This window comes from Salipiger sp. ABN3_019 (assembly GCF_056158605.1).
In genome coordinates, this window is the sequence record NZ_JBSWTP010000009.1 from 608,177 (window position 1) to 622,755 (window position 14,579).

The window sequence follows — 14,579 nt, forward strand, 5'->3', positions numbered from 1 at the left end:
GGGACTACATGACGGCAGTCACGCCGATGATGGCGCAATATCTTGAGATCAAAGCGCAGTATCCGGACGCGCTCTTGTTCTACAGGATGGGCGACTTCTACGAGATGTTCTTCGACGACGCGGTGGCGGCGGCGGAAGCTCTCGACATCGCGCTGACCAAGCGCGGCAAGCATGCGGGCGATGACATCCCCATGTGCGGCGTTCCGGTGCATGCCGCCGAGGGCTATCTGCTGACGCTGATCCGCAAGGGTTTTCGCGTCGCTGTCGGCGAGCAGATGGAAAGCCCCGCCGAGGCCAAGAAGCGCGGCCATAAATCGGTGGTGAAACGCGACGTGGTGCGGCTGGTGACCCCCGGCACGCTCACCGAAGAGTCGCTGCTGGAAGCGCGCCGTCACAACTATCTTGCCGCATTGGGCCGTGTTCGGGACGATTGGGCGCTGGCGTGGTGCGATATTTCGACCGGCGCGTTTCACGTGATGCCCCTCGCCCGCGCCCGCATCGGGGCCGAACTTGCGCGGCTCGCACCCTCGGAAGTGCTGGTCTCGGAAAGCACCGACGAAGATCTGCGCCCGGTGCTGAGCGATCTCGGCATTTTCCCCACGCCGCTTGGGGCTGCGTCCTTTGACAGTGCCGGGGCCGAGGATCGCCTGAAGAGGCTCTTTTCCGTGCAGACCCTCTCGGGCTTCGGCGCGTTCGAGCGGCCCGAGCTTTCGGCGATGGGCGCACTGGTCGACTATCTCGACATCACCCAGAAGGGCCGCCTGCCGCTGCTGCGCCCGCCGCAGCGCGATGCCGTGTCGAACCTGCTGCAGATCGACGCCGCCACCCGGCGCAATCTTGAACTGACCCACTCGATGAACGGCGGACGCGCCGGGTCGCTGCTCTCGGTGATCGACCGGACGGTGACGCCGGGCGGCGCGCGCCTTTTGGAGAGGCGAGTTTCCTCCCCTTCGCGCAATCTTGGCGTGATCGAGGGGCGGCTTCAGGCTCTGGACTGGGCGATGGGCGCGCCGGAGGCCGCGCAGCTGCGCGATGGTCTGCGCAAGGTGCCCGACCTCGACCGCGCGCTCTCGCGTCTCGGGCTCGACCGCGGCGGGCCGCGCGATCTGGCCGCCGTGCGTAACGCTCTGGCGCAGGCCGAAGAGATCGCCGAGACCCTAAACAGTGCCGAATTGCCCCCCTTGCTGGCCGATGCACGTGAAACACTCACCGGTCATGACGAGCTGATCGCGCTGCTCGAGGCTGCGCTGGTTGCAGAGCCGCCGCTGATGGTGCGTGACGGTGGCTTCGTCGCGCCCGGCTACGACGCGCAGCTCGACGAGGCGCGCACCCTGCGCGACGAAGGCCGCGGCGTGATCGCCTCTATGCAAGCGAAATACGCCGAAATGGCCGGGGTGAATGCGCTGAAGATCAAGCACAACAATGTGCTGGGCTACTTCATCGAGACCACGGCGACCCACGCCGAAAAGATGATGTCGGCGCCGCTGAACGAGACCTTCATCCACCGCCAGACCACCGCCAATCAGGTGCGTTTCACCACGGTCGAGCTGACCGAGCTGGAAACCCGCATCCTCAACGCCGGCAACGAGGCGCTGGAGATTGAAAAGCGGCTCTATGAAAGCCTGAAAGGCGCCATTCTGGCCCGCGCGCCGCAGGTGTCCGAGACCGGGCTGGCACTGTCCGAGTTCGATGTGGCGCTTGGGCTTTCCGATCTGGCCAAGGCGCAGAACTGGTGCCGCCCGCAGGTCGACGACAGCCGCGCCTTCGAGATTGTCGCGGGCCGTCACCCGGTGGTCGAACGCGCGCTGCAACAACAAGGCGGAGCGCCCTTCATCGCCAATGATTGCGCCTTGAACGCCAATGGCGAGGGCGCGTCGGTGACCTTGCTGACCGGCCCGAACATGGCCGGTAAATCGACCTACCTGCGGCAGAACGCTTTGATCGCCCTGCTGGCGCAGATGGGCTCCTATGTGCCTGCGGACCGCGCGCATCTGGGTGTGGTCAGTCAGATTTTCAGCCGCGTTGGCGCCTCGGACGATCTGGCGCGCGGGCGCTCGACCTTCATGGTCGAGATGGTCGAGACCGCCGCGATCCTCAATCAGGCTGACGACCGCGCGCTGGTGATCCTCGACGAGATCGGCCGCGGCACCGCCACCTATGATGGCCTGTCCATCGCATGGGCGACGCTGGAGCACCTTCACGGCGTGAACCGCGTGCGCGGGCTTTTCGCCACGCATTACCACGAGCTGACCCAGCTTGCCGCCAAGCTCGAGGGAGTCGGCAATGCCACCGTCGCGGTGAAGGAATGGGACGGCGAGGTGATCTTCCTCCACGAGGTGCGCGAAGGGGCAGCCGATCGCTCTTACGGCGTGCAAGTGGCGCAGCTGGCGGGTCTGCCGCCCGCGGTGATCGCCCGCGCCCGCGACGTGCTGAGCGCGCTGGAGGAAGGCGAACGGGGCCGGACCTCACCCAAGGCGCTGATCGACGACCTGCCGCTGTTCTCGGCGGCGGCGAAACCAGAGCCTGTTGCGGCGCCGAAAGGCCCCTCGGAGGTGGAAGAGAGACTGGCGACGCTGCTGCCCGACGAGATGACCCCGCGCGACGCGCTGCAGGCGCTTTACGATCTGAAGTCTCTGTTGAAGGGGTAAACCGGACTCACGTGAAACATGCACTAGAGGTGGGTTCACGTGAAACGAAAGCCGGGTGGGCGACTGCCCGTCCGGAATCAAGGCGAAGCCGCCGGACGAGCGCCGGCCCGTCCCCGCGGGCTGGCGCTTTTTCATCCTCGCGCGACGATCTATCTGGGCCCGGTATTTGGCTAGGATAAAGCGGCGACCACGCCCGTGGCTGCGCCAACCCACGGTCCGGCGCTCGTCCGGCTCGTGTCTTACCCCCAATGAAAAATCCCCGGCCTTTCGACCGGGGGTTTTCCGTTTCTGACTGTGACGAGATCAGCCCTGCATCGAGCTGACGCCGACCTGCGCCGGACGCAGCAGGCGGTCGTAGAGCATGAAGCCCTCTGCCGAGACCTGAATGATCTCGCCCGCTTTGGTGCCGGGCACCGGGGCTTCGAACATCGCCTCGTGGTGCTTGGGGTCGAACTTGTCGCCCACCTCGGGCTTGATCGCCGTCATGCCGTGCTTGCTGAACACGTTCAGCAGCTCGCGCAGGGTCAGCTCCACACCTTCGATCAGCGCCTCTGCCGCCTCGGCCTCGCGCGCGGCGTTCAGCGCGCGGTTGAGGTTGTCGTAGACCGGCAGCAGGTCACGGGCCAGCTTCGAGCCGCCGTATTGCTGCGCCTCGCGGCGATCCTTGTCGGCGCGCTTGCGCGCGTTCTCGGCATCCGCCAGCGCCCGCATGAAGCGGTCTTTGTATTCGTCACGCTCGGCGCGCAGCTCGTCCAGCGCGATCGCCTCGTCGTCCATCTCTTCCATCTCGCTCGCGAGGGCTTCGGCCTCTGCCGCCTCGATATCGTCGAGAAATTCGTCTTTATTCGCGTCTGCCATGTCTAACCTCTAGCTCCGCTCGGCAATCAGCCTGCCGACCAGCTGTGCCGTGTAGTCCACGATGGGTACGATCCGCCCGTAGTTGAGCCGCGTGGGTCCGATGACCCCAACCGCACCGATTATCTTTCGATCCGCGTTCATATATGGAGAGACCACCAGAGAGGAACCCGAAAGTGAGAAAAGTTTGTTCTCCGAGCCGATAAAAATGCGGACCCCGTCGCCTGCTTCGGCAAGCTGAAGGAACTCGGCGATATCCCGCTTGCGCTCGAGGTCGTCAAACAGCGAGCGGATGCGGTCGAGCTCTTCGACCTCGCTGTCCTGGCCCAGAAGATTCGCCGTGCCGCGCACGATCAGGCGAGCGGAATTGTCGGCATCCTTCTCCCAGGCGGCCATGCCGGTTTCGATCAGAGCTGCGGCCAGCGCGTCGATCTCTTGCCGCCGCGCGCTGATCTGCCGCCCGATCTCGCCGCGCAGTTCCGACAGCGTCTTGCCCTCGATCAGCGCGTTGAGGAAATTCGCCGCCTCGCGCATCGAACTTGGCGTCTGTCCCGGTGGCGGGGTGAAGAGGCGGTTCTCGACGTGACCATCGGCAAACACCAGCACCACAAGCGCGCGGTCATGGCCGAGCGAGACGAACTCGATATGCTTGACCGGGGCCTCATGTTTCGGCGTCAGCACCAGCGAAGCGCCATGGGTCACCCCTGAAAGCGCCGCGCCGACCCGGTCGAGCAGACCGCCCACATCGTCGCTGCGGTTGGAGGTGGTCGCGTCCAGTGCCTCACGGTCGGACATATCCAGATCGCGCACTTCCAGCAGCCCGTCGACGAACATCCGCAGACCCACCTGCGTCGGCACGCGCCCGGCGGAAACATGCGGGCTGTCGAGCAGACCGAGATATTCGAGGTCTTGCATCACGTTGCGGATGGTCGCCGCCGAGACCTTCTCGGACAGGCTGCGCGTCAGGGTGCGCGAACCGACCGGCTCGCCCGTCTCGAGATAGCTCTCAACCACGCGGCGAAACACCTCGCGCGAGCGATCGTTCATTTCATCAAGAAGACGGTTACCCTCTTTCATCCTAAACTCCGGCTGTTCAGGGTCATTAAAGGTGCCTCTCGCGCCCCGTCAATCGGGGTTGCGGCAAAGCATCTGCACCAGTATCCCGAGCGCGACTAGGATAAGAGGCACCGAATGAGACCTTCAGGACGAGATCTAAGTGATATGCGCGCCGTTTCAATCGAGACAGGTGTCACGAAACATGCCGAAGGGTCTTGCCTGATCAAAATGGGCGATACCCACCTCATCTGCACCGCCACGCTCGAAGAGCGCGTGCCGCCCTTCGTCAAGGGCTCGGGCCTTGGCTGGGTGACGGCGGAATACGGCATGCTGCCGCGCTCCACCGGCTCGCGCATGCGCCGCGAAGCGTCGAGCGGCAAACAGGGTGGCCGCACCGTCGAGATCCAGCGTCTGATCGGCCGGTCGCTCCGCGCCGGTGTCGACCGGGTCGCGCTTGGCGAGCGTCAGATCACCATCGACTGCGACGTGATCCAAGCCGATGGCGGCACCCGCTGCGCCGCGATCACTGGCGGCTGGGTCGCGCTGCGCCTTGCGGTGAACAAGCTGATGAAGGCCGGCATGATCAAAAGCGATCCGCTGACCCCGGTGGCTGCCGTGAGCTGCGGCATCTACGCCGGTCAGCCGGTGCTCGATCTTGACTATGCCGAGGATTCCGAGGCCGGTGTCGACGGCAACTTCATCCTGCGCGGCGATGGCCAGCTGATCGAAGTTCAGATGTCCGCCGAGGGCGCCACCTTCAGCCGCGATCAGATGAACAAGCTGATGGACCTTGCCGAAGCGGGCGTTTCGAAACTGGTCGAGGCTCAACTGGCGGCCACCGCATGACCCGCAAGTTCACCGACAAGAAGCTGCTCGTCGCCACCCATAATGCCGGCAAGCTCGAAGAGATCACCGATCTGCTGAAGCCCTTCGGCATCGAGGTGGTGGGCGCCAAGGAGCTTGACCTTCCCGAACCCGAGGAAACCGGCACCACCTTCGTCGAGAATGCCCGCATCAAGGCGCATGCGGCGGCAAAGGCCACCGGCCTGCCCGCCCTCGCCGACGATAGCGGCATCTCGGTCGATGCTCTGGACGGTGCCCCCGGTGTCTATACCGCCGATTGGGCCGAAACCGGACAAGGCCGCGATTTCATCATGGCCATGGGCAAGACCCATGACGCGCTGCGCCAGACCGGTGCCGAACAGCCCTGGACCGCGCGTTTCAACTGCACGCTGGTTCTGGCTTGGCCCGATGGCACAGACGCGGTGTTCCCCGGCGTGATGGAAGGCCGCGTGGTCTGGCCGATGCGCGGCGACAACGGTCACGGCTACGATCCGATCTTTCAGCCCGAGGGCTATGAGATCACCTTCGCCGAGATGGGCAGCGACGAGAAAAACCGCATCAGCCACCGCGCCGATGCCTTCGCCAAATTCGTGAAGGGCTGCTTTGCCCAAGACGATGCCTAAGTCCGGGCCTGAAACCTGGCGTGAAGGAGGCTTCGGCCTCTACGTGCATTGGCCTTTCTGCGAGGCCAAATGCCCCTATTGCGACTTCAACAGCCACGTTGTCCGGTCGATCGACCAGACCCGCTGGGCCGAAGCGCTGAGCTCCGAGGTCCGCCGCTATGGCAAGATGACCTCGGGGCGTCATCTCAACTCGATCTATTTCGGTGGCGGCACCCCTTCGCTGATGGAGCCTGCCACCGTTCAGGCGGTGCTCGGTGCCGCGCGCGAGCATTGGACATGGGCCAATGACATCGAGATCACGCTCGAGGCCAATCCTCGCTCTGTCGAAGTGTCGAAGTTCGAGGGCTTCCGCGAGGCGGGTGTAAACAGGGTCTCGATGGGCATTCAGAGCCTGCGTCCCAATGATCTGCGCCGCCTCGGGCGGCTGCATGACGTGGATGAGGCGATTGCCGCGCTCGGCACCGCGAAGTCCGTCTTTGACCGCGTGAACTTCGACCTGATCTATGCCCGCGAAAACCAGAGCATTGCCGACTGGGAGATCGAACTGCGCGAGGCGCTCGATCTCGCGGGCGATCACCTGTCGCTCTACCAGCTGACCATCGAGGAAGGCACGATGTTCTGGGAGCGCGCGCAGCGTGGCCAGATGAAGCATCTGCCGGGCGAAGACCTCGCCGCCGACATGTTCCTTGCCACACAAGAGATCACCGCCAAGGCGGGCTTTGCGCCCTACGAAGTGTCGAACCACGCGCTGCCCGGCGCACAGTCGCGGCACAATCTGGTCTACTGGCGCGGCGGCGATTACGTCGGCGTCGGCCCCGGCGCGCATGGGCGCGTCACCGTGAACGGAGTTCGACATGCGACCGAGGCATGGAAGATGCCCGGCGCTTGGATCGAAAAGGCCGAAGCCCGTCGCGCCGACAGCGTCTTTGATCCGCTCGATACGTCAGACATTAAGACCGAGTTCGTGATGATGGGTCTGCGTCTCGCAGAAGGCATTTCACTGTCTCGACTTGCCGAGATCTCCCTGACGCCCCTGCCCGCGCAAAAGATCGCCGACCTTCAGGACTTGGGCCTTCTGTGGCGTAAGGGAGATCTCCTTGGCGCCACCACCGAGGGGCGGCTTGTGCTCAACGGCGTGATTGCCGAGCTTCTCACCTCCTGATCCACGTGGAACATACCCACAGGATCCTGTGCAGATCCGGCAGAGATCCTGTGGACAGATCTGATTGTGCGAGACAGGTGAAACGCAAAAGGCCGAGCTACTATGGCTCGGCCTTCGTGTTTTCAGAGTGTTTTCCGGGCGGATCTGCCAGATCTAGAGGGATCTGAGCATCGAACCGCTACCCCTTGTTTATGTACAGAATATGCCTGATGCGGCCGCGAGATCTCTCCACAGGATCCTGTGGAGATCTCTTCAGCGTGCCGCGCTGAGGATGGCGCACAGCTTGTCGAGTTCCTCAAAGGTCCGGTAGCTGATCGTCAGCTTACCATTCTCCTGCCCCGGCTGGTTCTGGATCGCGACTTTCATCCCAACAGCCGCCGAGAGATCTCCCTCAAGCGCGCGGGTGTCAGCGTCCTTTTCAGACCCTGCAAGGCTGGTTCGAGACGGGTTCTGCTCTTTCTGCGGCTGCGGCTTCGCCAGTTGCTCGGCCTGACGGACCGACAGCTTGCGGCGCACGATTTCCTTGGCGACCTCTTCGGGGTTCTCTGCCGTGACCAGCGTACGCGCATGGCCCGCGGTCAGCTGCCCCTCAACCACCATGGTCTGAACCGACTCCGGCAGGTTCAGCAGGCGCAGCAGGTTCGCGATATGGCTGCGGCTTTTGCCAAGCGCCTCGGCAATCTTTTCCTGCGTGTGCCCGAAACGGTTCATCAGCTGCTTGTAGCCGGCCGCCTCTTCGATCGAGTTCAGATCCGCCCGCTGGATGTTCTCGATGATCGCGACTTCGAGCACTTCGATGTCGTCGAATTCGCGCACCAGCGCAGGCACCTCGTGCAGCTGCGCCATCTGCGCGGCGCGCCAGCGACGCTCGCCCGCGACGATCTCAAACTCGCCTTCCGACCCCGGACGCGGCCGGACGATGATCGGCTGGATAATGCCCTTCACGCGGATCGATTCCGCCAGCTCGTTAAGCTGGTCCGGCGTGAATGTCCGGCGCGGCTGATCTTTGTTGGGGAAGAGTTTCTCGATCGGGATCATGCGATCAGGTGTCCTTGGTGTCGTATCCGCCTCGGCCTCGGCAGGCCGGACGTCGACGTCGGACATAAGCGCCGAAAGCCCGCGTCCGAGCCCTCGCCGCATTTCGCGTTTCTCTGCCATTTCTGCCCTCTCGTGACGTATTTTTTGGTTATGCCGCCATCTGCGCATTGTTGCGCAGCAGTTCTTCTGCGAGGGCGCGATAGGCCAGCGCACCCTTCGAATTTGTGTCGTAAGTCAGGACCGGGCACGCATAAGACGGCGCCTCGCTCACCCGCACATTCCGCGGAATCACGGTATTGAACACCAGATCACCGAGGTTGGCGCGCGCGTCCTCTTCTACCATGCGAGACAGGTTGTTGCGTGCGTCGAACATGGTCAACACAACACCTTCGATACGCAGGTCGGGATTGGCGCTCTGCCGCACTTCGCGGATTGTCAGCATAAGCTGCGACAGACCCTCGAGCGCGAAGAACTCGCTCTGCAGCGGCACCAGAATGGAATGCGCGGCGACCATCGCGTTCACTGTCAGAAGGTTCAGCGAAGGCGGGCAATCGATCAGCACGAAATCAAAGTCGAACTGGGCCATATCCGCCTGCCGCAGCGCATCATGCAGAAGGAAGCTGCGCTTTTCGTTGGCGACGAGTTCGATGTCCGCCGAGGCCAGATCGACCGTTGCCGGGATCAGCTGCAGGTTCGGCGTTTCCGTCGAAAGGATCATATCCGACAGCGGAGCGTCTTCGAGAAGCAGCTCGTAAGCGGTATATTCGCGCGCCTCAGGCTCGATTCCGAGGCCGGTGGACGAGTTCCCCTGCGGGTCGAGGTCGACGACGAGAACCTTCAAACCGCGCTCTGCAAGCGCCGCGCCGAGGTTGATCGTCGTCGTGGTCTTGCCCACGCCGCCCTTCTGATTGGCAATGGCTACGATCTTGGCCGCGCCGGGCCGGAAGGTATCAGACATGAGTCGGCACTCCGATTTGCAAGACAACCGCATTGGGATCAGTAAGGCTTGTATGCCGTGTCAGTTCAAACTGCCACATCTTGCGTGCTTCGGCGATTTCTTTTTCCGCTTGCGCGCCCTTTGGGAAGAGCGCCATGCCGGTCTCGCTCAAGTGGTGATCAGCAAAACCGAGCAGCTTATCCAAAGACGCCAGAGCCCGCGCGCTGAGCACATCGGCCTTCAGCGACGGGATCTCTTCGATACGGCGCGCTTCGACGTTCGCCGTCGCGCCCGTTTCCCGCAGAACCGTCCGCAGAAACGCGCATTTCCTCTGGTCGCTTTCTACCAGCGTGACCTTCATATCCGGTGCGAACTCGTCGCGCAGGATGGCCACGACCAGCCCGGGGAACCCTCCACCACTGCCCAGATCCGCCCAATGCGCGGGTTTTTCCTGCGGAATTTGCCAGATCTGAGCAGAATCCACGATATGCCGCGTCCAAGCCTCGTCGAGCGTGCTTGGCGAAACGAGGTTGATCCGCGGGTTCCACTTCTTCAGAAGGTCGGTGTAGTGCTCGAGGCGGTCCCATGTTTCACGTGAAACACTGAGGCCGCCGCCAAGGTCTGGAAAGCTCATGCGCTGCGCGCCTTTTCGACGCGGCGGAGGCGGATCAGCAGAAGTGACAGCGCCGCGGGCGTCATACCATCGACTTTCGCCGCTTGAGCGAGCGTCGACGGGCGCGCATGCGCCAGCTTTTGCTTCAGCTCGTTGGAAAGCCCTTCGATGCTCGCAAAATCGAAGTCTGCCGGGACCTGATAGGTCTCGTCCCGCTTCAGCGCTTCAACGTCCCGCTTCTGCCGATCGATGTAATTGGCGTAGAGCGCGTCTTTTTCCAGCTGGCTGCCGATCTCTTCTTCGATTTTCTCGAGATCCGGGACATGGGTCCGGAGAAACTCCATCGAAATATCGGGGAAGGAGAGCAGTTGAAACAGGCTGCGGCGCGCGCCATCAGCGTTCATCTTCAGGCCAAGCTCGGTCAATTCCCGCGGCGTCATGGTGAGATCAGAGAGGATACCCCCGCCCTGCTCGAGCTTTTCGGACTTCTCGAGGAATGCGGCTTTGCGCGCTTCGGACAAGCAGCCGATCTCTAGCGCCTGCGGCGTCAGGCGCTGGTCCGCATTGTCGGCGCGCAGCGAGAGCCGGAATTCGGCGCGCGAGGTGAACATCCGGTAGGGCTCGGTCACGCCGCGCGACGTTAGATCGTCGATCATGACGCCGATGTAGCTGTCGGTCCGGCTGAACGTGATCTCTTCGCGGCCCAAGCTTTGGGCGGCGGCGTTGAGACCAGCCACAAGACCTTGTGCCGCGGCTTCCTCATACCCCGTGGTGCCGTTGATCTGACCGGCGAGATAAAGGCCCGAGACAGCCTTCACCGAAAGTCGCAGGTCCAGCGCGCGCGGATCGACGTAGTCGTATTCGATCGCGTATCCGGGCTGCAGAATGCGCGCGTTCTCCAGACCGACGATCGAGCGAACATAGGCGTCCTGCACATCCTCGGGCAGCGAGGTCGAAATGCCGTTCGGATACACCGTGTGATCGTCGAGACCCTCGGGCTCAAGGAAGATCTGATGCGACTCTTTATCGGCGAAACGCACAATCTTATCTTCGATCGAAGGGCAGTATCGGGGTCCAATGCCTTCGATATGGCCCCCATACATGGCAGATCTACTCAGGTTTTCGCGGATCAGCTCGTGGGTGCGTGCATTGGTGTGGGTGATCCCGCAAGAGATCTGCCGCGCGTAGGGCGCCTTCGACATAAAGGAGAAGAGCACCGGATCGTCGTCACCGGGCTGGCTTTCGAGAATGTCCCAATTGATTGTGCGGCCATCCAGGCGCGGCGGCGTGCCGGTTTTGAGCCGCCCAAGCGGCAAAGCCAACTCATCCAGACGTTCGGCGAGCTTCACCGCGGGCTTATCGCCCATCCGGCCGCCGGGGCGCTTTTGATCGCCGATATGGATGACGCCACGCAGGAAAGTCCCCGTGGTCAGCACGACAGCACCGGCTTTCAGCTCGGATCCGTCGGCAAGAACCACGCCCTGCACGAGTTCTCCCGACTTCAGAAGGTCGGTCACCTCGCCTTCTACGATCGAGAGGTTTGGTGCGGCTTCCATCTCGCGCAGCATGGCTTCGCGGTAGAGTTTGCGGTCGGCCTGCGCGCGCGGGCCTTGGACGGCGGGGCCCTTGCGGCGGTTCAAAAGGCGGAACTGAATGCCGGCCTGATCCGCGACACGGCCCATCACGCCATCCATGGCGTCAATTTCGCGCACGAGGTGGCCTTTGCCGAGGCCTCCAATCGCCGGATTGCACGACATCACGCCAATTCCGCCCCGCGTCAGCGTGACCAGAGCGGTGCGCGCACCAAAACGGGCCGCTGCAGCAGCGGCTTCGGTGCCGGCGTGACCACCGCCGACGACAACGACGTCAAAGTCGAGTTGTTTCACGTGAAACACTCCTTACTTACCCAGGCAGAAGCTCGAGAAGATCTTGTCCAGCAGATTTTCAACGTCGACACGGCCGATCAGGGCTTCAAGGCGTCGAATCGAGACCCGGACTTCCTCTGCAGCGATATCATACCGCTCGGGTCCGAAATCAAGCAATTCCAGCGCGGTTTCAAGGGCTGCGCTACCTTCGGCAAAGGCCAGCCGGTGACGTTCGCGTGTGGCGAGACCGCTGGATTGAACGCGCTCGGACAATGTATCGCCAATTTGCGAGACGAGCGCATCAATGCCCTGCCCCGTGCTTGCGGAGATCGCGTCGGCGTCGCCGGAGAGATCTCCCTTGGAGCGGCGGATGATGTCGCCGTCGCGCGGGGACACATCCAGAGTTTCATCCGCTTCGAGCAGGAAAACCCTCAGATCCGCCAGTTCAGCACGGTCGCGTGCGCGTTGGATACCGATCTTTTCGACCGGATCCGCCGCTTCGCGCAAACCAGCGGTGTCGAGCAGCGTCACTGGAAGCCCGGCGATTTCCATGCGCACCTCGATCACATCGCGGGTCGTCCCCGCGTGTTCCGAGGTGATCGCGGCGTCGCGACCGGCGAGCACGTTCAGTAAGCTGGATTTTCCCACATTGGGACGGCCAACAATGGCGACCTCAAAGCCGCTGCGGATCCGTTCCGCCGCATCGACGCCCGCCAGTTCGCGGTCGACCTCGGATTTCACTTTCAGAAGCGCCGCCCGAACGTCGTCCGAGACGTCGACGGGAACTTCTTCGTCAGCGAAATCAATGGTGACTTCAAGCAGAGAGGCCGCGAAGATCAAATCCTCGCGCCAGGCTTCGACCTTTTGCCCAAGCGCGCCCGCAAAGACGGTCATCGCCTGATTGCGCTGGCTTTCGGTCTCGGCTTCGATCAGATCTGCCAGCGCTTCGACTTGTGTCAGGTCGAGACGGTCATGCTCCAGCGCGCGCCGGGTGAATTCTCCGGGCTCGGCCTGACGGATCCCGTCCATCGCGCCAAGTTCGCGCAAAACGGCGCGCAGGATCGCGATGCTGCCGTGCAGGTGAAATTCGACAGTGCGTTCGCCGGTAAAGCTTTTGCCCTCTTCGAAGACCAGAACCAGCGCTTCGTCGAGGATTTGCCCTGCCCCATCGGTCAGGCGGCGCAGCGCGGTGCGGCGCGGCGCGGGAATGTCGCCGCAAAGACGAGAACAGGCGTCCCATGCGGAGGGTCCGGAAACCCTCACCACGGAAACGCCTGCTTTGCCGACCGCGCTGGCAAGTGCGAAGATCGTATCCATCCCCGCCTCCTTTGCGGTTTATGTTTAGCTGTTCATGGAGTCGAAGAATTCGCCGTTCGTCTTCGTCTGCTTAAGCTTGGAGAGCAAGAACTCGATCGCGTCCGTCGTGCCCATCGGGTTGAGGATACGGCGCAGCACGAAGGTCTTTTGCAGGTCGACCTTGTCGGTGAGCAGGTCCTCTTTCCGGGTGCCCGACTTGAGGATGTCGATCGCCGGGAAGACGCGCTTGTCGGCCACCTTGCGGTCGAGCACGATCTCGGAGTTACCGGTGCCTTTGAATTCTTCGAAGATCACCTCGTCCATGCGCGAGCCGGTGTCGATCAGCGCGGTGGCGATGATGGTGAGCGAGCCACCCTCTTCGATGTTCCGCGCGGCACCGAAGAAACGCTTCGGACGCTGCAGCGCGTTGGCATCGACACCACCGGTCAGGACTTTGCCCGACGACGGCACAACGGTGTTAAACGCCCTACCAAGTCTTGTGATCGAGTCGAGTAGGATCACAACATCTCGTTTGTGCTCTACAAGGCGCTTGGCCTTTTCGATGACCATTTCCGAGACGGCAACGTGGCGCGTGGCGGGCTCGTCGAAGGTCGAAGAGACAACCTCACCCTTCACCGAGCGCTGCATGTCGGTCACTTCTTCCGGGCGTTCGTCGATCAGCAGGACGATCAGATAGCACTCGGGGTGGTTCTTCTCGATCGAGGTGGCGATGTTCTGCAGCAGAACCGTCTTACCGGTCCGCGGCGGCGCCACGATGAGCGAACGCTGGCCCTTCCCGATCGGCGCGACCAGATCGATGATCCGGGCCGATTTGTCCTTGATCGTCGGGTCCTCGATTTCCATCTTCAGACGCTCGTCAGGATAGAGCGGCGTCAGGTTGTCGAAGGCGATCTTGTGACGCGCGCGTTCCGGGTCTTCGAAGTTGATCGCAGAGACGTCGACCAGCGCAAAGTAGCGCTCTTCATTGTCGGGTGCTCGGATCTCACCTTCGATGGTGTCGCCGGTACGCAGCGAATACTTCCGGATCATCTCGGGCGAGACATAGATGTCATCGGGACCCGGCAGATAGTTCGCCTCGGGCGAGCGAAGGAAGCCAAAGCCGTCCTGCAGCACCTCAAGAACGCCGTCGCCGAAGATGGTCCAACCCTCATCCGCACGCTCGCGGAGAATTTGGAACATCATCTCGCCTTTGCGCATGGTCGAGGCGTTCTCGATGTCGAGCTCTTCGGCCATGGCGAGGAGATCTTTCGGGCTTTGCGCCTTCAGATCGGACAGGTTCAGCCGTTCAGTGCTTTCGGCACTTGTCATGCAGTCCTCCGGGCCGCGGTCGGCCGTTCATTGTCATGTCTTTCGGGAAGATCCCACCCGGACGGGTGTTGAGAGAATGCCTATCCCCTCCCCCCGTCGAAGTCAATTCCCGGCGGCGGGTCTGGGCGGGGCCCGGTCTCTCTCAAATTAAAGAAAGAAAAAAGAGAGATGATTTTGTTTTTAGGGGAGCCCCAGACCGGTGGATCAAATGGTTCAGGGGCTTTCGTCCACGTGGAGAGATCCTGTGGATAGATCTGCGGAGATCCCTTGGCGCAGTTTTGGAGGAATTGGCCTTTGGATCAACGCAGCAAGGG

12 protein-coding genes are annotated in these 14,579 nt (G+C 62.5%); 4 read left to right on the forward strand and 8 right to left on the reverse strand.

Features of this window, described 5'->3' with window-relative positions; genetic code table 11:
• Positions 1 to 8 precede the first annotated feature (8 nt).
• Positions 9 to 2,648 carry a DNA mismatch repair protein MutS gene (mutS, locus tag ACXAD2_RS10995; RefSeq protein WP_475169811.1) on the forward strand — a complete coding sequence of 880 codons (2,640 nt, stop codon included), beginning with the start codon at positions 9 to 11 and terminating at the stop codon, positions 2,646 to 2,648.
• Positions 2,649 to 2,951: 303 nt separating this feature from the next.
• Here mutS and ACXAD2_RS11000 read toward each other — a convergent pair whose 3' ends face one another.
• Positions 2,952 to 3,506 carry a nucleotide exchange factor GrpE gene (locus ACXAD2_RS11000; protein ID WP_224902149.1) on the reverse strand — a complete coding sequence of 185 codons (555 nt, stop codon included), beginning with the start codon at positions 3,504 to 3,506 and terminating at the stop codon, positions 2,952 to 2,954.
• A gap of 9 nt (positions 3,507 to 3,515) precedes the next feature.
• Positions 3,516 to 4,580 (reverse strand): heat-inducible transcriptional repressor HrcA, encoded by a 1,065-nt coding sequence (gene hrcA, locus ACXAD2_RS11005; protein WP_066103434.1) that lies wholly within the window; start codon positions 4,578 to 4,580, stop codon positions 3,516 to 3,518.
• Positions 4,581 to 4,694: 114 nt separating this feature from the next.
• On the opposite strand from hrcA, the gene rph reads away from it, so the two are divergent.
• Genes rph through hemW form a run of 3 tightly spaced genes read left to right on the forward strand, consistent with a single transcriptional unit; the run spans position 4,695 to position 7,187 of the window.
• A complete protein-coding gene (gene rph / locus ACXAD2_RS11010; RefSeq protein ID WP_066103437.1) occupies positions 4,695 to 5,405 on the forward strand; it encodes a ribonuclease PH in 711 nt (236 codons plus the stop codon).
• The gene (rdgB, locus tag ACXAD2_RS11015; protein ID WP_164178479.1) at positions 5,402 to 6,025 is read left to right on the forward strand and encodes an RdgB/HAM1 family non-canonical purine NTP pyrophosphatase; all 624 of its coding nucleotides are present in this window, start codon (positions 5,402 to 5,404) and stop codon (positions 6,023 to 6,025) included. Before rph ends, rdgB begins: the two co-directional genes overlap by 4 nt.
• Positions 6,018 to 7,187 carry a radical SAM family heme chaperone HemW gene (gene hemW / locus ACXAD2_RS11020; RefSeq protein ID WP_475174835.1) on the forward strand — a complete coding sequence of 390 codons (1,170 nt, stop codon included), beginning with the start codon at positions 6,018 to 6,020 and terminating at the stop codon, positions 7,185 to 7,187. The genes rdgB and hemW overlap by 8 nt, the downstream gene beginning before the upstream one ends.
• Positions 7,188 to 7,439: 252 nt before the next feature.
• Here hemW and ACXAD2_RS11025 read toward each other — a convergent pair whose 3' ends face one another.
• Genes ACXAD2_RS11025 through rho form a run of 6 tightly spaced genes read right to left on the reverse strand, consistent with a single transcriptional unit; the run spans position 7,440 to position 14,265 of the window.
• Positions 7,440 to 8,345 (reverse strand): ParB/RepB/Spo0J family partition protein, encoded by a 906-nt coding sequence (locus ACXAD2_RS11025; protein ID WP_475169815.1) that lies wholly within the window; start codon positions 8,343 to 8,345, stop codon positions 7,440 to 7,442.
• 28 nt (positions 8,346 to 8,373) lie between these two features.
• Complete coding sequence (locus ACXAD2_RS11030; RefSeq protein ID WP_475169817.1) at positions 8,374 to 9,183, reverse strand: ParA family protein; 810 nt, start codon at positions 9,181 to 9,183, stop codon at positions 8,374 to 8,376.
• Complete coding sequence (gene rsmG / locus ACXAD2_RS11035) at positions 9,176 to 9,796, reverse strand: 16S rRNA (guanine(527)-N(7))-methyltransferase RsmG (RefSeq protein ID WP_475169819.1); 621 nt, start codon at positions 9,794 to 9,796, stop codon at positions 9,176 to 9,178. The genes ACXAD2_RS11030 and rsmG overlap by 8 nt, the downstream gene beginning before the upstream one ends.
• Positions 9,793 to 11,670 carry a tRNA uridine-5-carboxymethylaminomethyl(34) synthesis enzyme MnmG gene (gene mnmG / locus ACXAD2_RS11040; protein ID WP_475169822.1) on the reverse strand — a complete coding sequence of 626 codons (1,878 nt, stop codon included), beginning with the start codon at positions 11,668 to 11,670 and terminating at the stop codon, positions 9,793 to 9,795. Before mnmG ends, rsmG begins: the two co-directional genes overlap by 4 nt.
• 3 nt (positions 11,671 to 11,673) lie before the next feature.
• Complete coding sequence (gene mnmE, locus ACXAD2_RS11045; RefSeq protein WP_475169824.1) at positions 11,674 to 12,957, reverse strand: tRNA uridine-5-carboxymethylaminomethyl(34) synthesis GTPase MnmE; 1,284 nt, start codon at positions 12,955 to 12,957, stop codon at positions 11,674 to 11,676.
• Positions 12,958 to 12,981: 24 nt separating this feature from the next.
• Positions 12,982 to 14,265, reverse strand: coding sequence for a transcription termination factor Rho (rho, locus tag ACXAD2_RS11050; RefSeq protein WP_066103459.1), 1,284 nt, complete (start codon positions 14,263 to 14,265; stop codon positions 12,982 to 12,984).
• Positions 14,266 to 14,579: the final 314 nt, after the last annotated feature.